Origin of the sequence: Butyrivibrio proteoclasticus B316, from assembly GCF_000145035.1 — a bacterium.
Classification (GTDB): domain Bacteria; phylum Bacillota; class Clostridia; order Lachnospirales; family Lachnospiraceae; genus Butyrivibrio; species Butyrivibrio proteoclasticus.
In genome coordinates this window covers 1,405,303-1,431,328 of sequence record NC_014387.1, presented here as the reverse complement: position 1 = coordinate 1,431,328, position 26,026 = coordinate 1,405,303, and the positions used below count along the sequence as shown (strand labels likewise).

General features: G+C 40.4%; 18 protein-coding genes. 3 read left to right on the top strand and 15 right to left on the bottom strand.

Features of this window, described 5'->3' with window-relative positions:
* Positions 1–24 precede the first annotated feature (24 nt).
* From atpA to BPR_RS05860, 11 genes are all read right to left on the bottom strand, one after another.
* Complete coding sequence (gene atpA / locus BPR_RS05910) at positions 25–1,821, bottom strand: F0F1 ATP synthase subunit alpha (protein ID WP_322786859.1); 1,797 nt, start codon at positions 1,819–1,821, stop codon at positions 25–27.
* 7 nt (positions 1,822–1,828) lie between these two features.
* Positions 1,829–2,305: an ATP synthase F0 subunit B gene (locus BPR_RS05905; protein ID WP_013280553.1), complete on the bottom strand. Its 477-nt coding sequence runs from the start codon at positions 2,303–2,305 to the stop codon at positions 1,829–1,831.
* A gap of 27 nt (positions 2,306–2,332) precedes the next feature.
* Complete coding sequence (gene atpE, locus BPR_RS05900; RefSeq protein WP_013280552.1) at positions 2,333–2,548, bottom strand: ATP synthase F0 subunit C; 216 nt, start codon at positions 2,546–2,548, stop codon at positions 2,333–2,335.
* A gap of 40 nt (positions 2,549–2,588) precedes the next feature.
* Positions 2,589–3,278, bottom strand: a complete 690-nt coding sequence (locus BPR_RS05895) for a F0F1 ATP synthase subunit A (RefSeq protein WP_042256660.1) — start codon at positions 3,276–3,278, stop codon at positions 2,589–2,591.
* Between the two features lie 114 nt (positions 3,279–3,392).
* Complete coding sequence (locus tag BPR_RS05890; RefSeq protein ID WP_042256658.1) at positions 3,393–5,912, bottom strand: DUF342 domain-containing protein; 2,520 nt, start codon at positions 5,910–5,912, stop codon at positions 3,393–3,395.
* 193 nt (positions 5,913–6,105) lie between these two features.
* Positions 6,106–7,908, bottom strand: coding sequence for a methyl-accepting chemotaxis protein (locus BPR_RS05885; RefSeq protein WP_013280549.1), 1,803 nt, complete (start codon positions 7,906–7,908; stop codon positions 6,106–6,108).
* A 190-nt stretch (positions 7,909–8,098) separates the two neighbouring features.
* Positions 8,099–10,945, bottom strand: coding sequence for a pyruvate, phosphate dikinase (gene ppdK / locus BPR_RS05880; protein ID WP_013280548.1), 2,847 nt, complete (start codon positions 10,943–10,945; stop codon positions 8,099–8,101).
* Positions 10,946–11,256: 311 nt separating this feature from the next.
* Positions 11,257–12,090, bottom strand: a complete 834-nt coding sequence (locus tag BPR_RS05875) for a glycerophosphodiester phosphodiesterase family protein (protein WP_275450176.1) — start codon at positions 12,088–12,090, stop codon at positions 11,257–11,259.
* A gap of 206 nt (positions 12,091–12,296) precedes the next feature.
* On the bottom strand, positions 12,297–13,457 hold the full coding sequence (locus BPR_RS05870) for a hypothetical protein (protein WP_013280546.1): 1,161 nt from the start codon (positions 13,455–13,457) through the stop codon (positions 12,297–12,299).
* A 78-nt stretch (positions 13,458–13,535) separates the two neighbouring features.
* Complete coding sequence (locus tag BPR_RS05865) at positions 13,536–15,617, bottom strand: glycosyl hydrolase 115 family protein (protein WP_013280545.1); 2,082 nt, start codon at positions 15,615–15,617, stop codon at positions 13,536–13,538.
* Between the two features lie 120 nt (positions 15,618–15,737).
* On the bottom strand, positions 15,738–17,078 hold the full coding sequence (locus BPR_RS05860) for an MFS transporter (RefSeq protein ID WP_013280544.1): 1,341 nt from the start codon (positions 17,076–17,078) through the stop codon (positions 15,738–15,740).
* 99 nt (positions 17,079–17,177) lie between these two features.
* Between BPR_RS05860 and BPR_RS05855 the strand changes: the two genes are divergently transcribed.
* Positions 17,178–18,041 carry a DegV family protein gene (locus BPR_RS05855; RefSeq protein WP_013280543.1) on the top strand — a complete coding sequence of 288 codons (864 nt, stop codon included), beginning with the start codon at positions 17,178–17,180 and terminating at the stop codon, positions 18,039–18,041.
* A 40-nt stretch (positions 18,042–18,081) separates the two neighbouring features.
* On the opposite strand, the gene BPR_RS05850 is transcribed toward BPR_RS05855, so the two are convergent.
* The 3 genes from BPR_RS05850 to BPR_RS19710 all read right to left on the bottom strand — a co-directional run bounded on the left by BPR_RS05850 (position 18,082) and on the right by BPR_RS19710 (position 21,357).
* Positions 18,082–18,684, bottom strand: coding sequence for an Hpt domain-containing protein (locus tag BPR_RS05850; protein ID WP_013280542.1), 603 nt, complete (start codon positions 18,682–18,684; stop codon positions 18,082–18,084).
* Positions 18,685–18,711: 27 nt separating this feature from the next.
* Positions 18,712–19,473: a response regulator gene (locus BPR_RS05845; RefSeq protein WP_042256653.1), complete on the bottom strand. Its 762-nt coding sequence runs from the start codon at positions 19,471–19,473 to the stop codon at positions 18,712–18,714.
* A 153-nt stretch (positions 19,474–19,626) separates the two neighbouring features.
* A complete protein-coding gene (locus BPR_RS19710; RefSeq protein WP_013280540.1) occupies positions 19,627–21,357 on the bottom strand; it encodes a GDSL-type esterase/lipase family protein in 1,731 nt (576 codons plus the stop codon).
* Positions 21,358–21,574: 217 nt separating this feature from the next.
* Between BPR_RS19710 and BPR_RS05835 the strand changes: the two genes are divergently transcribed.
* Together BPR_RS05835 and BPR_RS05830 are read left to right on the top strand one after the other, a co-directional pair.
* The gene (locus tag BPR_RS05835; RefSeq protein WP_013280539.1) at positions 21,575–23,215 is read left to right on the top strand and encodes an ABC-F family ATP-binding cassette domain-containing protein; all 1,641 of its coding nucleotides are present in this window, start codon (positions 21,575–21,577) and stop codon (positions 23,213–23,215) included.
* A gap of 116 nt (positions 23,216–23,331) precedes the next feature.
* Entirely contained in the window at positions 23,332–24,207 is an 876-nt protein-coding gene (locus tag BPR_RS05830) for a phosphoribosylaminoimidazolesuccinocarboxamide synthase (RefSeq protein WP_013280538.1), read from the top strand.
* Positions 24,208–24,250: 43 nt separating this feature from the next.
* On the opposite strand, the gene BPR_RS05825 is transcribed toward BPR_RS05830, so the two are convergent.
* A complete protein-coding gene (locus tag BPR_RS05825; protein ID WP_013280537.1) occupies positions 24,251–25,891 on the bottom strand; it encodes an Mbeg1-like protein in 1,641 nt (546 codons plus the stop codon).
* Positions 25,892–26,026 lie beyond the last annotated feature (135 nt).

Below are 26,026 nucleotides of genomic sequence, written 5' to 3'. Positions count from 1 at the left end.
TGACTTGTCATTCACACCAATAGTTCAGTGATTATTTTTCTGAATTTCTTCTACTTCTTCTTTAAGTTTTTTATTCTCGATATCGTTAAAAGCATCGACAGCTTCAATGATCTTATGCTTAAGCTGGTCAGATAAATCTCCGCTTTTCTCAAGTTCCTGACAGATTTCTCCCTGCTCGGTATTAAAATACTCGAGAAGTCTTTCCTTGTAATCTCTGACCTTTTTGACAGGTATCATATCAAGTCGCTTAGCACCAACTGCAACAAGGATAATAACCTGCTCATGCATAGCGAGCGGATGCTCCAGTGGCTGCTTGAGAAGTTCCATCAATACATTACCGTGAGCCAACTGATTCTTGGTTGTCTCATCAAGATCAGAACTGAACTGGGTAAACACAGCCATTTCTCTGTACTGGGCAAGATCAACCCTTATACTGCCTGCAGCCTTCTTCATAGCTTTAGTCTGAGCAGCACTACCTACACGGGAAACAGACAGACCAACATTAACGGCAGGTCTCATTCCTTCAAAGAAAAGGTCACTTTCAAGGAATATCTGTCCGTCAGTAATTGATATTACATTTGTAGGAATATATGCTGATACATCTCCGGCAAGAGTTTCTATGATAGGAAGCGCTGTTATCGAGCCTCCTCCAAGCTCTGAAGAGAGTTTACTTGATCTCTCAAGCAGTCTTGAATGAAGGTAGAATACATCTCCTGGATATGCCTCACGACCTGGTGATCTCTCAAGCAAAAGAGAAAGCGCTCTGTAAGCTACAGCATGCTTGGAAAGATCGTCGTAAACTATAAGCACGTCCTTGCCCTCATGCATGAAGTACTCGGCCATCGCAGTTCCTGAATACGGGGCTATGTACTGCAGCGGAGCTGAATCTGATGCTGTAGAACTAACTACAATTGTATAATCCATAGCTCCTGTCTTTTTAAGTATCTGAATGATCTTGGCTACGGTTGATGCCTTCTGGCCTACAGCTACATAAATGCAGATTACATCCTTGCCCTTTTGATTGATGATAGTATCAAGAGCTATAGATGTTTTACCTGTCTGTCTGTCGCCAATGATAAGCTCTCTCTGGCCTCGTCCAATGGGGAACATTGTATCAATTGACAAAATGCCTGTTTCCATAGGTTCATTAACAGACTGTCTGTCAATAATACCTGGAGCTGGTCCTTCTACAGGTCTGTATCCGGATTCCTTAATATCACCCTGCCCGTCAATAGGAGCACCAAGAGCATCAATTACTCTTCCTATGAAAGCTTCTCCAACAGGAATACCAGCCTCTTTATATGTTCTGACAGCTCTGGTTCCCTGTCTGATTCCTGCATCATTACCAAACAGAATACACCCAATATGATCATCTCTGATATCCTGGGCCATTCCCTTGGTTCCATCTTCAAATTCTATTATCTCTCCGTAGAAGGCGTGCTCAATGCCATCAATATTGGCAATTCCATCACCTACCCAGACAACACTGCCGACTTCCTTATCCTCAACTGCAAGGTCAAAATTCTCAACCTTATCACTGAGCATAGAAATAATCTTGCCGGCATCATTGCCACCATGTTCACGTCTGAGATTATTAATTTCTGCGCGCAGCTGTTTGGCTCTTCCTGCATCAGACCAGTCATACTCATAGTTTTTGCAGGATACAATAAAGCCACCACCAATAGACTTATCTTCACTGAGCTCAAGCTCAATGTCATCGACATTAAACTTCTTGCAGAGCATGGCCTTTATTCCATTGACCTGCTCCGGAGTCGGAGAAGTGCTGGCATATCGCAGTTTCGCTAATAGTTTTTCACTCATTATCTGCTCAAGCCTCATTTATAAATTTATCATACAGTTCTCTATCGTCTTGTGTACTATGTTTGGTCGCTGCAATCTTGGAAGCAGCATCAATAACCATATCTGTGAGCTGGGCAGCATACACTTCCTTAGCTCTCTCATTCTCTACCTCAGCATTATGCTTGGCTTCTGTAATGATCTTCTCACCTTTTTTCTTGGCATCATTGACAATACGATCATACTCGTCATAGCCCTGCTTTTTGATATCGGCCAGGATCTGTTCCTTTTCCTCATCAGCAAGAGCAATCTTGTCCTCGTACTCTTTTTTTGTCTCAAGAGCCTTTTTAGTTGCAAGATCAGCAGCCTTAGTGGCCTCATCAATTTCTTCTTTGCGCTGCATAAGAACCTTGTCTACTCTTCCAAAAAGGAACTTTTTGAAAATCAGGTAGAGAATAAGTATATTTACTATTACACATATAATGTTTACAAAACTAAATTCTAACACCTTAGTACCCTTCCCTCTCGTGCCTGATTAAGTAAACAAGATCATGATAGCTACAATAAAGCCATAAATAGCTGTAGCCTCTGCAAGCGCACAACCTGTAATAAGAAGTGTCATGATCTTACCATTAGCTTCCGGCTGTCTTGCTACTGCGTCTGTTGCCTTTGCAGTTGCAACGCCGATACCAATGCCTGCTCCAATACCTGTAAATACCGCAATTGCTGCTCCTAATGCTGTTAAATCCATTTTTTTACCTCCATTTTTGAATTGCTATATTTTGGTACCATCACTCAACTGCTTCGTTAATATAGAGTGATGTTAAAAATACAAATACATATGCCTGAATAAGACCGTCGAAAATATCAAAATAAAGACAGAATGGAACCGGAAGAACTGCCGGAAGTACCATCTTGATAAGCTCCATGATAACTGTGGCTCCAATGATATTACCAAAAAGTCGCATACACAGAGACAAAGGTCTGATTGCAAGTTCCATAATATTCATAGGAAGTACTATGGCCATTGGCTTGGCAAAGCCCTTAAGCCATCCCTTAGCACCCTTCTCTCTTATAGCAGCGACCTCCACAAGCACAATACTCATAAAAGCAAGAGCTGCTGTAACATTTATATCCATTGTAGGAGGAATAAATCCCAGAAGGCCAATCATATTAGCCGCTCCAAGGAAAATCAGTATGCTGACTATGTAGTCAGTGTATCTCTCTCCCTTTTCACCTAGAGATCCTCCAATTATTTTCCTTATCCAGACCACGAAAGATTCAATAGCAGCCTGTCTTTTGGAAATATTATGTACTTTAAAATCGCGGGTAAGAATTAAAAGAGCAATAAAAAGTATAGCCATTATGATCCACATGACCACAACAGACTCATAGATATCATATTTGCCATTTCCAAACGGCAAATGGATAAAAGCTTTGTCCTTAAGAAGAATTTCTTTAAGTAATTCCTTAATATTCATATTTAAAACCCCCAGAAGCAATCATCTTTTATTATAGAAAAGTATGTCCATTTGTGCAAGATAAAATGGGGCTTTATGGACCTTTTCAAAGTTTAAAAAAACATCTTTTGCATTTTAAAATACTAGTATTTTTTCTTTTTTGGGGTCAGTTCTAAAAACAATTTTATCAATAGTTTTTCTATCTTCAGTTATTTTGAGTGCAAGACCTTCTATAATGATTATAGTGCCGGCAAAAATTTGTTCTGTGACTACAGCCATAGCTTTTTCGCCTTTTTCTACATCACTGTCAAGTTTCTGTTTCTTGTCAGCCAGATTCTTGATTGCCTGCTGTTTGATTGCTATTGCTGCATTTACCTTTATCTTTAGCTGCATGATCTGCGGATTACCCGAACCAAGTTCCTGTAATTTATCCCTCTGTATGATCAGATTCTTAAGGTTCTCCGCCTCTCTGCTGATCTGTTTCTGAAGGTTACTATATTCTGCCAAAAGCGCAGTATTGGCACCAAGTGTGATCGTCGTTCTGGCTCCTGAAACATTACCAATTTCTGCAGATTCTATTCCCTCGAGACTATATGCGGTTCCGCCATAAATAACTCCTTGTCTGCCAAAGGTTTTGAGCATGCCCTTGGCTTCAATCTTGCAGTTTATAAAGTAATTGGACGAAATGTTATGTCCTTTTATAGTTACTCCATCAAAAAATTTGGCTGTAACATCGCCTCCTGCCACAATACTTCCTTTTGTTGGACAGGTAGCACCGCCTGCGATTATGACATTGCACTTACTCTCTATATCAGAGCTTTCCATATGCCCGCCAATAATAATATCGCCCGTAGCGCGTATCTCACTTCCGGCATGCACATCGCCCCTTATAAACACTACTCCGTCATAATCTATTTTTTTATCAGTAATCTTGACCTCAGGTAATATCATTACTTTCTTAATATAGACATTACCTTCTTCAACACTTATAGCTCCTGCATACTTGGCAACATAAGTAACTCTGTCACTCATTATCATAAAGCCATCACCCTTAAGAATAGGTACTTCCTTACCGTTTTTGGCTTTGACCAGTTCACCGTAAACAGTAAATCCATCTATTCCCTTGGTCGCTTTATGGTACACAGCAAGCTTATCTCCTACTTTAACCTGCTGAATATTTTCAACATCAGAAAAATCTATACTTCCGTCTTCTAAAACCTTGACCTCGTTGTTCTTTTCATAGTCAAAAAAGTATTCAAAATGTCCATCCGCGCCATCTATCACTTCTTTTCCCTGTGCAATGAGATATTTTTCTTTAGGCTCCGGATTCAAAAGAGCCTGTTTGATACTCTTTCTGTCTATTCCGCTCCTGATCTTCGTTTTAAAGAGAAAGGTCATTATCGCGTCTTCAGTGTAACTAATGCCATCTCTTCTAACAGGCAACATAATCCAGCATTTCATCTTATCTTCTGAAACATAAAGATACTGGTCTCTGTTTTCAAGCATGGAAGATAAAAGAATGGTCTGATCAGATACTCCGCCTGTACGATCAAAGACAGATCCTTCAAGAGAATCCTCTGATACAGTGCTCTGAAGTTCTCCTGACAGAATCTTATTCCTGATGCGATACATATCCTTGGCTGTATACATCATAGAAGAGAACTTGCTGATATCAAGTCCGGCTTCTATTCCCAGCCTCAATTCTCTCATCTGGTCAGCCTGATACAAAGGCTTGCAATATGGTGTAATATCTATCTGATGTTCCAGTCCCAGTCGCATTTCATGCATCTGCTTCCAGTTATAGGCTACATCAGCATATTTACCAACATCAACACCTTCTTCAAGGCCGAGCCTAATCTCTTTGATAGCTTCGCCGCGCATGTCCGCAGTCATATAGTTATCTATAGGAAGTTCTTTTTTGAGTGCAAGTCTGATTTGTTCAAGTTGTTCAGCATCGAATAAGCGTTTAACATAACTGCTTATATTTACATTATCAAGATGTGCCTGATGCATCTGTTCCAATATACTTGCTGTATATTTGCGAATTTCCGCCTCAGTAAATACAAGGCCGTCCTGAGCGCTTAACCTGGCTGCCCTCATCTTCATATGAGGTATGTCAAGCATTGCATAGGTTGAGATATCTATTCCAACCTGAAGGCCTCTTCTTATTTCTCTCATTTGTAAGGAATCAAATGCCGGATCCTGAAAAAATATAATAGGGACACCATCTTTTGGAGATAGCCCTCTTCTCAGCTCTCTCATCTGATCTGCAAGATAGATTTTTTTGGCATAAACAGATACATCTACTCCATCAGAAATTCCGGTTCTTATCTGATACAGCTGCTGATTATCAAAGCCCTTAGCCCGATATTCAGACATATCAATTCCCTGCACCATTTCAAGGCGCATTTCTTCCATATCCGTCCAGGACAGACTAGAATCAAGATATTTATTTACATCAACCTTATCGCTTTCAAGGCCCTTTCTTATTTCTGCCAGCTGAAGTGCATTAAAACCAAGACTGCGGAGCTTCTCGACATTTGCTCCCAGTCCCTTGCACTGCGCCAGCTCTTTTTCCAGAGCATCTTCGCTGAACGAATCCAGTCCCGTATATATGTTCAGTTCGTTGATAAGATCAATTTCCTGGACGTCCATATATGGCCCTCTAGATGAATACACTAATACATATTAATTTTATCACTTTATAGTTAACTTCTCAACGCATCATTTATCCATATAGAGTTACTTGCAACTATTTGGAGCAATTATCGTTTAGTAAAATATGAAAGGCTGCAATCGATTATTGATCGCAGCCCTTGTAATAGCAGATTTTATATCGGTCAGACGGTTACAGATCAAATTTGGCAACAAAGTTCTGAAGTTCCTGAGCATTTTCAGCAAGTCTGTCTGAAGCTTCTGCAACTTCATGCGTCGATGCTGTCTGCTGTTCTGAAGCAGCTGAAACATTCTGCGTTTCATCCGCAACATCAGCACTCATATTTTCAATCTTCTGGATATTCTCAGCAATTGTCTCTGTTCCTTCTGAAAGCTGTCCGACAATCTCGCTCATTCTTGCAGACTGCTCTGATATAGAATAAACCATCTCAACAATATTGCCGAAAGTATTTCCGGCTTCGTTAACAGTCTCAGTTCCTTCCACAACGCTCTGAGCACCGGAGCGCATAGCTTCTACCGCTTCATTAGAATTCTGCATGATCTCAGCTATGAGCTCTGTTATCTTGGAAGCAGCCTCATTGGACTGATCTGCCAGTTTGCTGATCTCACTAGCAACAACTGCAAAGCCTTTACCCATTTCTCCGGCTCTTGCGGCCTCAATACTTGCATTAAGTGAAAGAAGGTTTGTCTGGCTGGCAATCTCTGCAATAGTATCAACAAAGCTGTCGATATTCTTGAGCTGCTCACCAAGTGTTTCAACAACAGAAGCTGTATTTTCAACAGAATCCTTAATTGTTTTCATCATATTAGTTGCATTTGTCATATCAGCAGCGCCTTTAGTAGCAGCGTCATTTGTAGTATCTATCATTTCAGTTGTTCTGCTTATAGCATCCTGGAACTCCTGCATATTGTTAACAAACGCCTTAGTCTCATTACTTGCCCCTGAAACTGCGGTAATCTGTCCAGAGCAGGAATTTGCAACATTCGTACAAGAGTTAGCAACCATCTCACTTGCCTGTGCTGACTGTGAAGCACTGGCTGAAAGCTCTTCAGAAGCAGAGGCAACATATGCTGTAGTATCAGAGATTTTCATCATGAGGTCTCTGATATTCTTATGCATAAGATCAAGTGCTTCTGCAATCTGTCCGATCTCATTATTTTCTTTAGCTGGAAGACTTCTGACCTTCTCCATTTCTTCGTTGTCTGTAAAGTCATTATTAGACATACGAACCATCTGCTCAGTTGCAAGGATAAGGGGCTTGGTGATTCTCTTTCCCATATATACAGCAATAGAAATACCAATAACAAGCAATACAAGCATTGTTATGATCGAACTGTTAATATTTCTGTACATATCCATAGTTGCATGGCCAATGTATTCTGCAGCAAGTGAATCTAAATGGTCAACCCATACTCCGGTACCCATTACCCAGTCAAACGGCTCAAAATATGCTGTATAGTTTATTTTAGGAAGTGGTTCTGTTTCATTAGGCTTTGCAAACATAAGGTTTGTATATCCGCCACCTTCCTGCAGACCGTTCTTGATCATTTCCTGTATGAAATATGTTCCATTTGGATCCACACTGTCCCATCTGGATTGGCCTTCTGTATCACGCCCAAGAAGAACAACGTTAATTCCCTTGGATGTGTCAACCCAGAAATATCCTGCGCCATCATTGTATTTAAGTTCTCGGATAATATCAGCAGCTTCTTTCTGAGCTTCTTCCATGGTCATTTCACCGGCAAGATATCTGTCATACATAACCTGGCAGATACTCATAGCTTCCTGAGTCTCATTCTTGAGCTCAGCCTGAACATCTTCAAGCAGTCTTGCCTTGTAAGCCTCAGTCTGAGACTTATTAGTATTGATAGAGCTATAAATATTAAAGCCCGCAATCGCTACAGCAGTGATTACTACTGCAAGAATGATAGATCCGACAATTGGTAGCATTAAAGAGCCGTGCTTCTTATCCATAATATTTTCCTTTCATACAGAAATTATCGGTATACCGACATCTACCATTAAACTATATCACGTTAAAAACAGAAATATATAAACACAATATAAAATTATAATGTACAAAAAATAACAAAAAAGAAGAACTACTCATGGTTGAATAGTCCTTCTTTTATTTCTAATTACAAAATAGTTTTTGTAATCTTAATTATTTATTTCTTGTCTCTTTGTAAGCCTTAACAGCTGCATCAACACCAGCCTTAAGTCCCTCAAGACCAGCCTTAGCAACGTCTGCTGACTGCTCTGCAAGAACCTTAGCTACTTCCTGAGCCTTCTCAGCTGCATCGTGAAGCTTCTGCTTGGTCTCATCATCTACGAAAGACTTTGTAGCATCCTCGCACTTGTCGCACTTCTTAGCAGCCTTCTCAGCAATAGCAGCCTGAGCAGCAGCAAGTCTTGCAACAGGAACACGGAATGGTGAGCATGATACATAGTCAAGTCCGATCTTGTGGCAGAACTCAACTGATGAAGGATCTCCACCGTGCTCTCCGCAGATACCAACGTGAAGTGATGGGTTAACTGGCTTACCAAGCTTAAGTGACATTTCCATAAGCTTACCAACACCTGTCTGGTCAAGCTTAGCAAATGGATCGTTCTCGAAGATCTTTGTATCATAGTAAGCATTGAGGAACTTACCAGCATCATCACGAGAGAATCCAAATGTCATCTGTGTAAGGTCGTTTGTACCGAAGCAGAAGAAATCAGCTTCCTTAGCGATCTCATCAGCTGTAAGAGCAGCTCTTGGGATCTCGATCATTGTACCAACTTCATACTCAAGCTTAGCGCCTGCAGCAGCGATTTCAGCATCAGCTGTCTCAACTACTACCTTCTTAACATACTTAAGCTCTTTAACCTCACATACAAGAGGAATCATGATTTCAGGCTTAACGTTCCAGTCAGCATGTGCCTTCTGAACTTCAAGAGCTGCACGGATAACAGCCTTAGTCTGCATCTTGGCAATTTCAGGATATGTAACTGCAAGACGGCATCCTCTGTGACCCATCATAGGGTTAAACTCATGAAGTGAGTTGATGATAGCCTTGATCTCGTCTACGCTCTTATTCTTTGCTTCAGCAAGCTTCTTGATCTCGTCCTCTGTTGTAGGAACGAACTCGTGAAGAGGTGGATCAAGGAATCTGATAGTAACAGGGCATCCCTCAAGAGCCTCATAAAGAGCCTTGAAGTCGTTCTGCTGATAAGGAAGGATCTTCTCAAGAGCAGCTTCTCTCTCTTCTACTGTATCTGAGCAGATCATCTCACGGAATGCAGCAATTCTGTCTTCCTCGAAGAACATGTGCTCTGTACGGCAAAGACCAATACCCTCAGCGCCAAGCTCTCTAGCCTTCTTAGCATCAGCAGGTGTATCAGCATTTGTACGAACCTTAAGTTTTCTGAACTCATCAGCCCAAGCCATGATACGTCCGAACTCACCAGCGATCTGAGCGTCAACTGTTGCGATCTGACCATCATAGATGTTACCTGTTGTACCATCAATTGAAATGAAGTCTCCCTCGTGGAACTCTTTTCCAGCAAGTGTGAACTTCTTGTTCTCTTCGTCCATGTTGATGTCGCCACAACCTGATACGCAGCACTCACCCATACCACGAGCAACTACGGCAGCGTGTGATGTCATACCACCACGAACTGTAAGGATACCCTGAGCAGCCTTCATACCTGTGATATCTTCTGGAGATGTCTCAAGTCTTACAAGAACTACCTTCTCTCCTCTTGCAGCCCATTCAACTGCATCGTCAGCTGTGAATACAACCTTACCGCAAGCAGCTCCAGGTGATGCACCAAGACCCTTTCCGATAGGTGTTGCAGCCTTAAGAGCAGCAGCATCAAACTGAGGGTGAAGAAGTGTATCAAGGTTTCTAGGATCGATCATTGCTACAGCTTCTTCTGGAGTCTTGTGTCCCTCATCAACGAGGTCGCAAGCAATCTTAAGAGCAGCAGGAGCTGTTCTCTTACCATTACGGCACTGAAGCATATAGAGCTTCTTGTTCTCAACAGTGAACTCCATATCCTGCATATCATGATAGTGGTTCTCAAGAGTCTCACAAACCTTGATGAACTCAGCATATGCTTCTGGGAATTCCTTCTCCATCTGAGCGATTGGCATAGGTGTACGAACACCAGCAACTACGTCCTCACCCTGAGCATTGATAAGGAACTCACCCATAAGCTTATTCTCACCTGTTGCAGGGTCACGTGTGAATGCAACACCTGTACCAGACTCATTATTAAGGTTACCGAATACCATAGGCATTACGTTAACAGCTGTTCCCCATGAATATGGGATATCGTTATCACGACGATATACGTTAGCACGAGGGTTATCCCATGAACGGAATACAGCCTCAATAGCAAGCTTGAGCTGCTCTACAGGATCTGAAGGGAAGTCCTTGCCAAGCTGATTCTTGTACTCAGCCTTGAACTGCTCTGCAAGCTCCTTGAGGTCAGCTGCTGTAAGGTCAACGTCGAACTTAACACCCTTCTTCTCTTTCATTGCATCGATAAGCTGCTCGAAGTACTTCTTACCAACTTCCATAACAACATCTGAGAACATCTGGATGAAACGACGATATGAATCATATACGAAACGCTCGAATGCAGGATCAGGATTGCCCTTGATCATTGCTGCAACTACGTCATCATTAAGACCGAGGTTGAGGATTGTGTCCATCATACCAGGCATTGATGCACGAGCACCTGAACGAACAGATACAAGAAGAGGGTTCTGAAGATCGCCAAACTTCTTGCCGTTAATCTCCTCCATTTTCTTGACGCCTTCCATAGCCTGAGCCATGATCTCGTCATTGATCTTACGACCATCCTCGTAATACTGTGTGCAGGCCTCAGTTGTGATTGTGAAGCCCTGTGGTACTGGAAGGCCAATGCTTGTCATCTCTGCAAGGTTAGCGCCCTTACCACCGAGAAGGTTACGCATTGTCATGTTACCTTCACTGAACATATAAACCCACTTGTTCGCCATGTTTTCTACCTTTCCTGCCGCTCCTCTAATAAAGCGGCACCTTTCAATATTGTGCATTTATTATAATCACTACACTCTACCGTACGCTTCCGTAACGATACATATGCCCGGTAATCCGGTGTTTTGTGTTTTCATTCGACTCGAAATATGTAAAAAATCCTCCGATGATGCTGCGCATCAAATCGGATTTTTTGCATATTTTCTCGCCATCATGAATCACTACAAATCACCTCACTTCTGGCCATATGTATCATCACAGAAGCTGACATTAGTAGAAATGTATGCAATTACCATATAAAAATTAAATACGTTTACGCTTTGGGGCCACTCTGTGGGACAAAGCTGTCGAAGATGAATATGTCAAAATGCTTTCTTGCCTTCGCCAATTCTTCTTCACTCTTGATGGTCCAGGCTGCGGCAACGTTGCCATAAACGCGTCTGCAAATCCTTCTGGCAAGACAGTTTGCATATTTGTGATTAAAAGCAATAAAGTCCGGCCTTGTAAGAAAGTTAAATAATAAATTAGTAAGTATAAAGTACAAAGGCCCCTGAAATTCTTCCGGCTTGTCCTTGTGGAACGCATCAGAAAGCTGTCCTCTGAACACCTGTGGTCTGTTCTTCCTATACCACATAACTCCAAGAGGGTTAAAGGACTCTATACAGTAAATCCCCTTATAATCTTCAAGAAGTTCGTCCACCTTACGACATACTGCTAAATCCTTAAGCTCGATCTTAAGTTCAACAATAATTGGAATTGTACCATTTACCATCTGAAGAAACTCCTCAAATTTTGGGATTTTCTCATCAGAATCAAGTAAATGAAATTGTAATAGCTCCTCGTATGTGTAATCGACTACCTTGCCTTTTACTCCAAGGCTCCCATCCGGATTAGGAACTGCATCTGCAGGAACACATCCATCAGGATATCTGGCAATCCTTGCCAATGTAAAATCGTGGAAAATAACTGGAACCCCATCCCTGGTAAGCTGGACATCACATTCTATGCCATATCCGGCCTCCACAGCCTTTCTGAAGGCTGCCATTGAATTCTCCGGTGCATTGCTCCTGTTATCGTGTAGTCCCCTATGAGCATATAAGACCCGGGTGAAGGGTTCACTTGATGGTTTATTCACCACTCTTGGCATAATCATAAGCATGTATAACACGCACATTAAAAAAACTATTAAGCCAAAAGCCTTAAGAATCAACATCAAACCACTTCCTAAATCCAATATAAACAAGCGTTAAAAATCTAACAGACATTGTCCGCTAAATATTTTACAGCCTTAATACGTATAACGCAACTAAATTTTAAATGAAATTAAAACTGAAATATGTATCAAAAATAAATCTAAATATCTAACACGTAATCCGAATCCTTGTTAAAAGAAAAAACTCTCTGATCACAGCTCGGAACAATGCCGCTTTTTCTATGTTTAATTTCTCTTATTCTTGAATCAACAAGCTTCTTCCAGCCATTCTTACAATTAAATACCTTGTAGCTCTGCTCTCTTGGATAACTATTTTGTGCATATATATGATCATAGGTACATTTTACTTTTAAACGATTTAATCCATAAACATATAAATCAGCCTTAATATCTCTTCTGGTCCTTACTTTTAAGACCGTATCAGTTCCTCTGCCATTCAGGTTCACATCAAAGTCTTTACTGCTATAATCCGTAAATGCCTTCTGGCTGACCACATATTTTTTATCCTTGACAGAATAGCCATAGGAATAGCGATACTCATCATAATATTCCAGCTTAACCCTGTCCGCGTAAATAGAAGAGTCCTCATTATAAACAGTTACAATAATGGTCCTTCCCGCCTCAGTTTCATAGGTAACATAGCCATCAGTGCAATAAAGCGTTACATCCTTACCATAGAAAAGCTCATGATACTTATCAGCTGTCACTATCTCGTCATAATCCATGCAGCTTCTGTTTGAATATATCTTTATATCCCTGATCTCACCTTTTAAGTTATCTTCAGATATATACACATCAACATCCTGCTCAGTATATTCAGAAGGAAAAAAATCAATGTGAGTATTAGCCGGATAAGTACTGCCATCATTTATGGTAGATGTCTGAATTTCATAGTCCGGAAGGTAAGTCAGTTCTACCTTTTCTCCATCAGGTAATCCTATCTTTCTGGCAAATCTGTCTGTCAGAGATTTATTGGCATATCCCACAAGATCATCTGTATAAATCTTGCCATCATCATTATTGACCCAAAGAGTATGTTTACTGCCTCTATAAAAATATGAACACTCAGCCTCGTTGTATAACGAGTCTTTGACAATCAAAACAAAAGGTGCATAAGCATCAACATTGTATAATACTGCGCCAAATTTGTTTTTAAACAGGTAAGCCGTCGCAGCAATTCTTGCTCTTACCTCAACTGAAAGTTTATCTCTATATGTATATCCGCGTCCGCACCCCATCAGTTGAATGCTCATAACTGCAATTAAAAAAATCAGAACATTCTTTTTCCAAAAACTTTTCATACGTCATTCCCCCACGAAAATGATCACCTAATATAATAACCATTTATTAAATCAATTCGTGGCATAGCTATCGTTTTTTTATTTTCTTGCCTGCTCCATTAAGTTGTACAGTTCCTCATCAGTAAGATGCTTCTTGACTCTTAATATCAGGTGGACCTTATTTCCGCCAGCGCCATCCTGAAACATTCTCTGCCACTTATAAAAGTGAGGTCCATCTCCATGAAATCTGGTAAAAGACATAAGTCCTTTCATAACATAATAGGACTGCCTGATGTCAGCTTCACAGTCGTTGTCAAAAAAGCCTTCAAAAACGCCGTGTTCATGGCTGCGCATTTTATCATAGCCATTTTTAAAAGCTTTTGCAGAAAGACCTGCCTCGTAAAAAGCATCCAGATAATCTGTATCCGCAGGCTGCTGCGAAGAAATAATGCTGTCAATAGCTCTTATGGCGTGTAGGGCGCCAAGGTAGCTGTAATAATGATATTCAATCTGCCATATAAGAGTATCCTCCAAAACCTGTCTGGTATACTCACTTAGGCTTCCAAGAACCTGCCTGCATTTCACCAGATATTCCTCATACCCTCTCTGCGCAGGTTCTATTATTTCTCTGTAGTCCAATAGTTGCTCTCTTAAGGTTTCTTTATCAGAAAACCATAACCATTCGGTCGCAGCAGGAGTTGAGCCCGGGTTCTTCTTAGCATAATTCGTGATAAGCCCTGTAACAAGGACTCTGGTCCCATGATTGGTAAACTGCTCTCCTGCGTGGTCGTCCTCATTAGGGCCATAGAATGGACAATAGGAAGACCATTTCCGGTAAAGCTCCATAATAGATGCCAAAGTGTCCTCTTCTTCTCCATAATATTCCCTGCAATAATCACTTAAATGTGCATTTACATATAAGCTGATATCTGCATCACCTTCAGCATCTATGTTTCCAAAGGGTTTCTTCCACATCCTTGCAATAAGATCAAGCATATATGCATGCGGTTTGACATTTGAGCAATTAATTATCCAAAAATCATCTGCTTTTTTGTCATATACATCCATCAGCTCTTTTACCACAAATTCAGGCGAATTTGGAAGCATTGTCATCTGGGCTGCCGCCTGAAGATCGTAAAAAGAAGCATGATAGTATATTCCATGCATTCCTTCAGCCCCCTTTTCCGGAAGCGCATAAACTCTTGGATTATGCCTTCCCTGCCTCCTTGATACCATCTTGCCAAAGCCATTATCTGCCCAGATAAAGATCACATCCTCAGGAATATCAAGCAGGCCTTTCTGGTATAGTTCCATAGTCTCACCATACAGATTGCTGCAGCAGACCGCATTACTGTCCATTTCCTTGACAAGATCATACTGCCTTCGTATCAATCTGCTCATAAGAGCCCCGCGCTTTTCGTCTGAATCATAGGCAGGATCATCCGCCCAGAAGGGTCTGTCTCCCTGGCCTCGAAATCCCAGATTCCAGATGACCTTACAATCCTTCTGATCATCAATAGCCTCTCTCCACAAATTCTCAAATAATTCAGGATATTTATCATATGAAGCCTCAAGTTCAGGATAGGCTCTGGCAAACATTCTTGCCCCCAAAGGCTCAGCATGGTGATGTGTTATCCATAACCCATAGTCAGACGCCAGCTTTTTGTAAATATGAGCATTAAAGTCAGTGCCCGGAATAGTCATATTCCCGCCTAAACGAAGAAGGGTCTCAAAAGCCATCTCCCAGGGCCTGTTGTCATCTTTATCTTTTTTCCAGCCATCAAACAGTACTTCATCATTTATGAACCATCCGCGAAATCTTACCGCATACGGTTTTGAAGCATAGCGATAGCCTTCCGGAATCTCATACCCTGTTCTTTGGATAAATTTCTGTTCGTTCCAAAACCAGAATTCATGTACACCAAGGAAAACCTTGCTTATATAATAGATTCCATAAATAAAACCAAGATCGTCTGATGCGCTTATCTTTAGTTCATCCGATCCATAACAGATAACAAAGCATTCTTTTTCTATACAAGGATCCTCGGAAAAAGAAATAGTACTCCCCTTTTCATCTGATTTAAGGCATGTATTTTGGATATCCCTTTTTAATGAATCTGCAGCAAGCATCACAGATTTTTTTACAGGAATGTTTATGATATTTGTATTGTATGTGATCACAGCTCTACCCCACTTATATGTATACCACTAGTTTTATTGCCACATAATCGTAACACAAAAATAATGGCGGGACACTCCTTTGTCCCGCCATATTTGTGCATATTCGACTATAATATATCATCAGTCATCCACATCAAAGTTTTCTATTATCCGCTCCTTTTTAGGTGGCTTAACATCTCCATGCTTGACCATCAGCATTGTACAAAAAGCAAGGGCTGAGAAAATAAAGGCATATGGAAAAAGAGTTCTGTAAGAAACGTGTTCAAGCAAAAATCCCGAGAATATAGGCGTAAATACCTGTGCCGCCATAGAAAATGTATAGTAGGTTCCTGTGAATTTTCCTATATCCCCTGCCTTACTCATCTCAACAACCATCGGATAGGAATTGACATTTATAGCTGCCCAGCCTATACCTACCAGGGCAAAAAAGATGTTGATCGAAGGTGAAAAATGCGGATACAATCCGGTGATAACGTAGCTGGCAGCCATAATAGAAATACCAATAAGGATAGTCTTCTTTCTACCTATTTTGGATGATACTAAGGCAATAGGCACATAGCTCAGAGTAGCTGCTATAGTTGCAACCAAAAGGCATGTAGCATAAGCATTGTCATGAAGATCCCACACTTCGCCGACAAATCTTGAAAAAGCTGTCGTTACCGCATTGTAAGCTGTAAACCACAAGAATACGGATGCCAGCAAAAATATAAGGCTTCTTTTAACCTCTTGTGGCATTTTCTTGGTAACAGAGCCCTCCTCAAATAGTTCCTTGTTTTTAAGGCATTCTGCATCCTTTTCATCATCAAAAGTATCTCCAAGGGAATGTAAGCCTCCCTCTTTATGTATTTCCTCTTTGATCCTGTTTTCTTTTATTGCAAAAAAGACAACAGCTATAGAGATCAGCATGAATAAAACAAGGCTCAGCATCAGCGGAATATAATTTGTTCTGGCTGGATCATCTGCCTCTTTTAGCAAAACCTTTATCATCACAAGAATATAGATTCCACCTATAGTTCCCATAAGGTTGATCACAGCATTGGCTGAGCTTCTGCAAGGAGCCGGCGTTAGATCAGGCATAAGTGAAACTGCAGGAGATCTGTAAATACCCATGGAAATAAGAAGCAGCAAAAGCACACCAACAAAAAGTGCAAGGCTTCCACTTGGTCTTGCCACTGTAATAAGAATTGTAAGCAAAATCGTAGAAAGAATTGTTCCTACAACGATATATGGCATTCTTTTACCAAATCTTGTCTCTGTTCCATCAGAAACAGTTCCGAAAACAGGCAAAAGAAAAAGTGCCAGCACATTATCAAGTGCCATAACCACACCGGTCAGTGTTTCACCCAAATTAAACGAGTATTTGAGTATCTTTGGAATTTCGTTGTCATAGAATTGCCAGAAAGCGCAAATTGACATAAATGCAAAGCCGATAAGAATAGTTCTTTTTGTGTTTAATTTCATACCCCAACCCCCTTGATTCTTATAATGTAATACTACTACAAAATAAAGTATGATATAATTACCTTTGTACATTATTTTGAAAAAGTTAAGGGGTTTTTTATGTCTTTTACTGTATTCGCAGATGGATGCGCAAATTTACCACAAAAAATAGCCAGTGAGATTGTTATTCTGCCTTGTAATTACCTTGTTAATGGTACTCAGAAGGTTTACAGCGGCGATATAGATAACTTCGACGGCCATACATACTATGAAGGTCTCAGAAACGGAGATCTTATTCAGACAAGTCTTTTGAATACTCAGTTATTCATCGAACACTTCACTCCGTATGCTCAGGAAGGCAAGGATATTATTTATATCTCCATGAGTTCAGGTATCAGCGGAACCTACAATGCTGCCAGAATCGCTGCAGACGAGCTTATGGAAGAATATCCTGACTGTTTCATACATATTGTTGATTCACATGGCTGCGGCTTTGGAAACGGTATTCTAGCTCTTAAGGCTGTTGATCTTGCCAGAAAAAATGTAAATGCCAGAAATGCTGCCGACATCCTCGATGAAGCTGTCCCACATGCTTGTCAGTACTTTACTGTTGATGATCTTAACTTTCTTAAACGCACAGGACGTGTCAGCGGAGTTACAGCCAATATTGGTACTATTCTCAATATCAAGCCTATTCTCTTTGGTGACAGCACAGGCCATATTATCTCATGTAATAAGGTCAGAGGTCGTAAGAACGCCATCTCTGAGCTTGCCAAAAAATACGCAGAAAAGCGAATGGAGGATGAGAAACAAATCGTATTTATTTCACATGGTGACTGCCTCGATGACGCCAATAAGCTTGCTGATATGGTTAAAGAGATAAATCCAAGAGCTCAGGTTACGATCTGCATGCACGAACCATTCTCAGGTTCTCACGTAGGCCCCGGTATGCTTGGATTATTCTTCTGGGGCAATGAACGATGATAATAAAAAAGCTGAGAGATATTTAGTCTCTCAGCTTTTATTAATCCAATAATTGTGCTATTTCATCCCATTTAAGTTGTTCAAGGAGACTTGCTATCCTGTCAATTTTCTCCTTGTCAGCAGCAGGGATCTTGTACTCTCTGAGTCCTCCAATTATCATTTCTACCGCATCATAATCCATTGAAGGAACTACTTCTCTAAGTGCACTGTATGCATCTGATAGCATATCGGCAGATATTTCTTTTCTGGTATCAATAGTATTCTCAAAAAAGGCAGCCAGCTTATTCCTGTAGGATATATATAATTGCAGGAATTTATCATTATTCTCAGATATAAATTTCCTGTCGCCTCTTTCTCCTGCCTCTTCAAGGCTAAGAGCAAAGTTTGAAAGCTCTCCTGCCCCAATAATTCTGGAAGTACTCTTTAGAGAATGCACTTTGATCGTATAAGTATTTATATCGTCTCTTTCCAGAGACTCTTTTATTTCTTGTACCCTGTTATCTATCGTATGAAAAAAAGTATTGAGAAATTTGATATAGGCTTTGGAACTGCCACAATAATACAGCCCCTCAGATATGGATAAACCATCTATATTCTCAAGCTTTTTTAATTCCTCAGGAACTTCTATTCCATCATCTGTCATCGAACAATCCGTCCCGTGTATAAATATTTATCTGTTTACAAAGAATTTGCTGATAGTATTTACTATCTCAGCTTTGCCACTTGTCTTAAGTATGTAACCTTCAGGTTTAAGGGCAAGTACGCTCATAACACTTTCTTTATCATCCTTACCTGTAAGGAATATTACAGGAATACCCTTAGTTTCATCATCACTTCTGAGCATTTCAAGGACCTGCGGGCCATCAGTAACCGGCATCTCGTAGTCCAAAAGAATAAGATCAACCTTGTTACTGCCAAGCCACTTAATAGCTCTAAGACCCGAATTGGCCATCGAAACCTTATAAGTATCTTTGATCCATTCACGCACAAGACCCATATAGTTAGGATCATCATCTACTATCAGAATACTCTTTTTCATCTCACCCTCTGCCACCATGTTAAAATACAGGCCGACATCAGATATAAATGCATTGTAGTCTATAGGTCTTGAAAAAGTCTTATAAATAATGTGTGGAGGAAAACTATCTATTATCTCCTTGGTATTAGCCGCATCACCTATAAGAGCAAGCTGTTTATTATTATCAGAGAGCTTGTCGCGAAGAAATGTCGCCACATCACCATCCATACGCTCTCCAGCCTCAAGATAATAGATTATAAGGCCGCTATCGCCCCATTCCTCGTTAATATCATTAACATCAGCTTTTGAAAAAAGAGCTGTAATCCCGGCATCCTTGAGCTTACCAAGAAGAACCTTGATGATGAATGTTTCCTTTTCGCCGATAACCAGTATCTTATTTGAGCCAAACGCCATGAGTTGCCTCCAAAATTTGTAGAGAATCACAAACTGCTACAGATGTAGCATCTCACATACTTATTATCATTATATCATTTGTTATGTTTCAATACTACATTTTCTTAAATCCAGTATTTCAGAAAGCTGTTCTACTCGCAGATACGGCATCACTCAGTGCACAGGATGTACCTCTGCATCAGACGGAAGGCTCTCATCAGCCAGTTTCACCTTGTCCATATATCTTGTGAGTACTGTGTACACCTCTGCTCTACTGATCTCTTTATCCTTATCATTCAGGTCAATGTCTATAAATCCTAATTCACAAGCTCTTTTGGTATAGCACTCTTTCTTATCATGCTCAAGCTTAAGGACAAGAAACTGCGATAATTCTTCATAAGTAAGCGGATCATCCGGTCTGAAATAATAAATTGTCTCGCTCTCAGTTCCATCTCTTTTTTCAGAGGAATACGTTCTGTAATCTATCAGGTCATTTTCAATAAGCGCCTGTACATATCCTGAAATCCATTCATCAACCTGAACATCCGGAAATTTCTTTTTATAGGGACGTATTCCGGCCATTCTAAAAGCATTAAACATCACCATAAGAAGCTGTCCTCTTGGCATGCAATCATCCGGATGAAGATACATTACGCACGGATCTAGAAGGGCATATCTGAAAGCTTTTCTGATTCCCTCGTAATAAGGATTGTCCTTTATATCAAGATAAGGAGGCTCTATATCAAAAATGCCCGGTCCCGGTATTTCCTTGGGAATCTCTTTTACATCAAGGTCAGGACTAAAAGCTGTATTTTCAATCATCTCTTCATCAATCATGTCTCTTACTTCAGACATAAAGAAATCTGCGATCATTACAGCTCCATACTCATTGGTATGGGTAATATCCCCGGGCATAAAATAATCTTTGGCTTTATCGCCAAATAGAATCCATCTGTCCATAGAGAACTTATGAAGATCAACAAATCGCACATTAAGATTTCTTGCCACTTCCTTAGCAGCATCAGCATGTGCCTGTAAAAGAGAATAATGCATAGGCATACCGAGGTGTCTTTTCTCTTCTTCTGAGAGTTTAAGCGGAATACGGCTGATAGGCGAACAGATCACAGGCTCTGCTCCTTTTTTTCTTACTTCGTTTACGTATCTTTTCAGATTGTCAGCATACCCTCCAAAAGCGGCTAAATTCCTGCGTTTCTGATCATTGTGTCCAAACTGAATGATAAAAAGATCACCTTTTTTCATATATTCGCGGCATATATCATAATGGCCATCATCTCTAAAGCAATTTGATGTCATTCCCGAATGGGAAAGATTACATACTGCAGCATTTCTTATATATCTGCTGATTGTCTGTGCCCAACCGGCGCAGCTGGCATAAGGATAATAAGGAATTCCGGCATTCTGATCAGTAAGAGTGGAGTCTCCCGCTACCCATATAACAGGAACATCTTCTTTTGTTATCTTAACTTTCAGTGCCCCATCTGCATCAGCTTCATCAATACCGGCAACACTTATATATATTTTTTTATCGTTTAATCTCTCTGCTGTAAGCGCAGGAATGTATGGGAATACAGCCTGATAAAAAACTTTATGGTACTTTGAAGAAGCCTTAATATCTATATTACGGGCTATCATATTCCTTCTGCCCGCAAATAGCGTAAGGTCAAAAAAGCCTTTTGAGCCTGCCAGAATAGATACCTCTACCCTATAAGTACCAAATTCTGATACTTCATACTCTTTTATTACTACATTTCTGTTTCTATTATCTTTGCAAATAGAGTCTTTATTAATAAGTCTTCTTTTATTCCATCCGCCATTTAAAAGTGCCTTATATGAGTCTGTGTCCTGAACGCAAACTGTGTTTACTTTATCATCAAGAAGTGACATATTTTCCCCCGGTCATTAGTCTTAAAATCATTACAAGTCAAATATAAACTCTTTGAAAATGATTTTAAACTCAGTTTTCTTCCCTTTCTTCCCATTTTCGCTCATATTGCCCTCAAATAAGTACGTATCTTTTTTGGTTGCAATTAATAGAAGATTCTCATATAATACGAACTGTTGCAAAGGATAGATTTTAATTAAATTGTGAGGTTATTTTTTAATGATTAGTGCAAATAACGTAACCTTAAGAGTTGGTAAGAAAGCTCTTTTTGAAGAAGTTAACATCAAGTTCACTCCCGGTAACTGCTACGGTATCATCGGAGCAAACGGTGCCGGTAAATCTACATTTCTCAAGATTTTGTCAGGACAGATTGAGACAACAAATGGTGATGTAGTTATTTCAGATGGTGAGCGTTTATCATTCCTTGAACAGGATCACTTCAAATATGACGATAATGTTGTACTTGATACTGTTATCGCCGGTAATGCGCGTCTCTTCGAGATCAAGAATGAGAAAGATGCAATATACGCCAAGGAAGATTTCACCGATGAAGACGGTATCAGAGCAAGTGAGCTCGAGGCTGAATTTGCCGAGATGAATGGTTGGGAAGCTGAATCAGATGCAGAGTCTCTTCTTAACGGACTTGGAATCGATACAGAATACCACTACAAACTTATGAAAGAGCTCGATGGTGCCCAGAAGGTCAAGGTTTTGCTTGCAAGAGCACTCTTTGGTAATCCTGATATTCTTCTTCTGGATGAGCCTACTAACCACCTTGATCTTGACGCTATTGCCTGGCTTGAGGAGTTCCTTATCAACTTTGAGAACACAGTCATCGTCGTTTCTCATGACCGTTATTTCCTCAACAAGGTTTGCACTTATATTGCAGATATAGATTATGGCAAGATTCAGCTCTATGCCGGTAACTATGATTTCTGGTACGAGTCATCACAGCTGATGATCCGTCAGATGAAGGAAGCCAACAAGAAGAAAGAGGAACAAATCAAAGAGCTCAAGGAATTCATTGCCCGTTTCTCCGCTAACGCAAGTAAGAGTAAGCAGGCTACTTCCAGAAAGAAAGCTCTTGAGAAGATCGAGCTTGATACAATCAAACCATCCAGCCGTAAATATCCATACATTGACTTCAGACCAGACAGAGAGATTGGTAACGAAGTCCTTACCGTTGATGGTATCTCCAAGACAATCAATGGTGAGAAGGTTCTTGATAACGTATCTTTTGTTGTTCAGCGCGATGACAAGATCGCATTCGTAGGCGGCAACGAGCTTGCCAAGACTACTCTCTTCCAGATTCTCACAGGAGAGATTGAGCCTGACGAGGGAACTTACAAATGGGGTGTTACAACATCTCAGGCTTACTTCCCCAAGGACAACACCAAAGAGTTCGATAATGATTACACAATTACCGAGTGGCTCACAGGCTACTCTGAGATTAAGGATGCAACATACGTAAGAGGATTCCTTGGACGTATGCTGTTCGCAGGAGAAGACGGAGTTAAAAAGGTTAAGGTTCTCTCCGGTGGTGAGAAGGTTCGTTGCCTTCTTTCCAAGATGATGATAAGCGGTGCAAACTGTCTTATCTTTGATGAGCCTACTAACCATCTTGATATGGAATCAATCTCCGCACTAAACGACGGAATGATCAAATTCCCAGGTGTAGAGCTTTTTGCTTGTCGTGACCATCAGGTTGTTCAGACAACAGCCAACAGAATCATGGAGATTCTCCCTGACGGATCACTTATCGACAAGCGTTCTACATACGATGAGTACCTTGAAAATGATGAAATGGCCAGAAAGCGTACAGTTTATAACACTGCTACTGACGAAGAGGAAGACGACTGATACTTTCGCATGTCAGGCCATTTCCACCGCAGCCTGATCATGCAGATCACCTTGTAGTTTACGGATCATATCCGTGACAATAAATATATTTTTTATATCTATGGAGGAGTATGAGCATGCAGGAATTTAAGCCAGTAAAAGAAGGAAAAGTTCGAGAGATCTATGATGTAGGCGAGAACCTTATCATGGTTGCTACCGACAGAATTTCAGCCTTTGATGTAATCCTTAAGAACAAAGTATCTACCAAAGGCGCAGTATTAACACAGATGTCCAAGTTTTGGTTCGACTATACCAAAGATGTGGTAAAAAACCACATGGTAAGCGTTGATACAAACGACATGCCAGAGTTTTTCAGAACACCAGATTTTACCGGTAACAGCATGCTTTGCAAGAAGCTGAGAATGATACCAGTTGAATGTATTGTTCGCGGCTATATTACAGGTAGTGGTTGGAAGAGTTATCAGGAAAATGGCACAGTATGTGGCATCAAGCTTCCTGAGGGATTACAGGAATGCGATAAGCTTCCTGAACCAATTTACACACCTAGTACCAAGGCAGAAATCGGTGATCACGATGAGAACATCGATTTCGAGCGTAGCATCGAGGTTCTTGAAAAAGAGTTCCCAGGTCACGGTGAATACTATGCTACCAAGATCAGAGATTACACAATTGCTCTTTACAAAAAATGTGCTGACTACGCTCTCACTCGTGGTATCATCATCGCAGATACCAAGTTTGAGTTTGGCGTAGATGAGAACGGTGAAGTAGTTCTTGCAGATGAAATGCTCACACCTGACAGCTCACGTTTCTGGCCTGTAGAAGGTTACGAGCCAGGTCACGATCAGCCATCCTTTGACAAGCAGTTTGTACGTAACTACTTAAAGGCTCATCCTGAATGTGACTACAATCTTCCTCAGGATGTCATCGATAAGACTATTGATAAATATCACGAAGCTTACAAGCTTCTTACAGGTAAGGAACTTAACGCCTAAAATGTTTCAGGGCTCTTCACGATCATATGTGAAGAGCCCTGTTTTATTTTTCTTCCTCATCTTCATAAAATCTGCCATCACTCTTTGGATTCTGCATCTGTTCCAGAAGCTGGATTATAAGCCTTATAAATCCAATAATTATAAGATAGCTTCCCAGTGTTACTGATTTAGTAATGCCAAATCTATCCGGCATTACAATCGCAATAATACCAATGTAAACATTAACAACCGCCAGGAGCATCATCCAAAACTTGGCTTTTCCTGAAATTGTTGTCTTATATTTTATAATGTACCTCACACTGGCAAAAGCCAGAGAAAAGAATACTATTGCCATCAGCAGATTAGTCCATTTCGGTATTCTCTCTAGGTTAGACATGATAAAGACCATAAACCACATAATAATAATGTGGAATATCATTCTTCCCCGTTTTATAAATGGATTTTCATCTCTAACTCCCGCCTTAACAAGCATAACAGCACTCCAAATGGCAACTACAAGCGCTATAGCTCCGCCAAGAACACTATAAACTGCCTGCGGAATAGTCAAAAAGATAATACCAACAAATATAAGAAAGAGATCTATAATACCCTGAAGAGATTTAACAGCATCTAAAATCTTGATTTTCTCAAATGATCTCCAAAGGGAGCCAAAAAACTTACCTACAACTATCTTGGTCTTACTCTCTGAATTGGCTGCCGATAAAAGGATCGTTCCAAAATCGTGGAATCCGCCTTCTGAGATTTCGTTAATGTTAACAGCTCCTCCTGCCTTCATCGCATCAAAGATATCTCTGGTAAACGCCCTTCTCTGCTCCATTGTCGCATTTCCAATCCAGTCATCGATGGCATTGTTATAGACTGTACTTTCATCAGTGAGAAATCTTCTATGAACAAAGTGATTTCCTTCTATTTTCCAGGTCATACCTGAATGCTGGGCTATTTTAGAAGCACTGGATGCTACAATTTCATGGGGAACCTGAAGTTCGAACAACATTCCAACTACGCAGAATGCCGGTACTATATGTACGATTCTCTCTTTTATCTCGTTAAATTTATCTTTCTCTAAAAGCTCGGGGCAAAAACCAGGGCCATCAAAACTATATATCTTTTTAATTCTGTTTCTGACCTCAGAAGAAGAATTCATAGATGCATAAACAGCCAGATTGCCGCCTTTTGAGTGCCCACCTACGTATATATCTCCTGCGTACTTGCTCATAACATATTGAAGGTATCTCGCTGCCGCCCTCTGCGCCTCTATTTCTTCAAAACTGATCTGGAAATCCAGTCTCCAGTCATCAATTTCCATTGTCGTTCCGCGATATGCGACAAAATGACTTCCATCCGGAAGATGAACAGTAAAAGCTGTAAACACCATATTTCTGTCAGTGTCGTTCACATCCACATAATCGGATAAATACAGATTTCCAAAACGTTTGTACTTCCCCATGTAGTATAAAACCCAGTCAAAGGCATACTTATCAAGTCCTTCAAGACTATGAGTCTGAAAATACTTATCTGCAGCTTCCCTGATAGAAATTCGGCCATATTCATCTTTGCCAGGAACTATACCGGAAAAATCATTATAAATAAGCATGGTAAGCCCAAGATTATCAACCTTATTAAAGGGAACTTTTTCAAATTCAAGGTCGCCACGCCACTTAATATAATTGATTATATTAGCCATTATTACTCCTCATTTTAGAAAAGCTTCTTTCCATTAACTTAATTATAACGCAAAAAAGGGCTGTCGCTCCAGATGATCAAATAATGATCAAATCTTAGTGTGCGACAGCTCCTCTAAAAAACTTATTGTAAAACA

Coding starts and splice junctions, on each gene's coding strand:
- BPR_RS05870 (WP_013280546.1), bottom strand. CDS start 13,457: ATGAAAAGTTTTTGGAAAAAGAATGTTCTGATTTTTTTAATTGCAGTT.
- BPR_RS05835 (WP_013280539.1), top strand. CDS start 21,575: ATGATTAGTGCAAATAACGTAACCTTAAGAGTTGGTAAGAAAGCTCTT.
- BPR_RS05860 (WP_013280544.1), bottom strand. CDS start 17,078: ATGAAATTAAACACAAAAAGAACTATTCTTATCGGCTTTGCATTTATG.
- BPR_RS05825 (WP_013280537.1), bottom strand. CDS start 25,891: ATGGCTAATATAATCAATTATATTAAGTGGCGTGGCGACCTTGAATTT.
- ppdK (WP_013280548.1), bottom strand. CDS start 10,945: ATGGCGAACAAGTGGGTTTATATGTTCAGTGAAGGTAACATGACAATG.
- BPR_RS19710 (WP_013280540.1), bottom strand. CDS start 21,357: ATGTCACTTCTTGATGATAAAGTAAACACAGTTTGCGTTCAGGACACA.
- BPR_RS05875 (WP_275450176.1), bottom strand. CDS start 12,090: ATGCCAAGAGTGGTGAATAAACCATCAAGTGAACCCTTCACCCGGGTC.
- BPR_RS05850 (WP_013280542.1), bottom strand. CDS start 18,684: ATGACAGATGATGGAATAGAAGTTCCTGAGGAATTAAAAAAGCTTGAG.
- BPR_RS05830 (WP_013280538.1), top strand. CDS start 23,332: ATGCAGGAATTTAAGCCAGTAAAAGAAGGAAAAGTTCGAGAGATCTAT.
- BPR_RS05890 (WP_042256658.1), bottom strand. CDS start 5,912: ATGGACGTCCAGGAAATTGATCTTATCAACGAACTGAACATATATACG.
- atpE (WP_013280552.1), bottom strand. CDS start 2,548: ATGGATTTAACAGCATTAGGAGCAGCAATTGCGGTATTTACAGGTATT.
- atpA (WP_322786859.1), bottom strand. CDS start 1,821: ATGAGTGAAAAACTATTAGCGAAACTGCGATATGCCAGCACTTCTCCG.
- BPR_RS05855 (WP_013280543.1), top strand. CDS start 17,178: ATGTCTTTTACTGTATTCGCAGATGGATGCGCAAATTTACCACAAAAA.
- BPR_RS05895 (WP_042256660.1), bottom strand. CDS start 3,278: ATGAATATTAAGGAATTACTTAAAGAAATTCTTCTTAAGGACAAAGCT.
- BPR_RS05845 (WP_042256653.1), bottom strand. CDS start 19,473: ATGGCGTTTGGCTCAAATAAGATACTGGTTATCGGCGAAAAGGAAACA.
- BPR_RS05885 (WP_013280549.1), bottom strand. CDS start 7,908: ATGGATAAGAAGCACGGCTCTTTAATGCTACCAATTGTCGGATCTATC.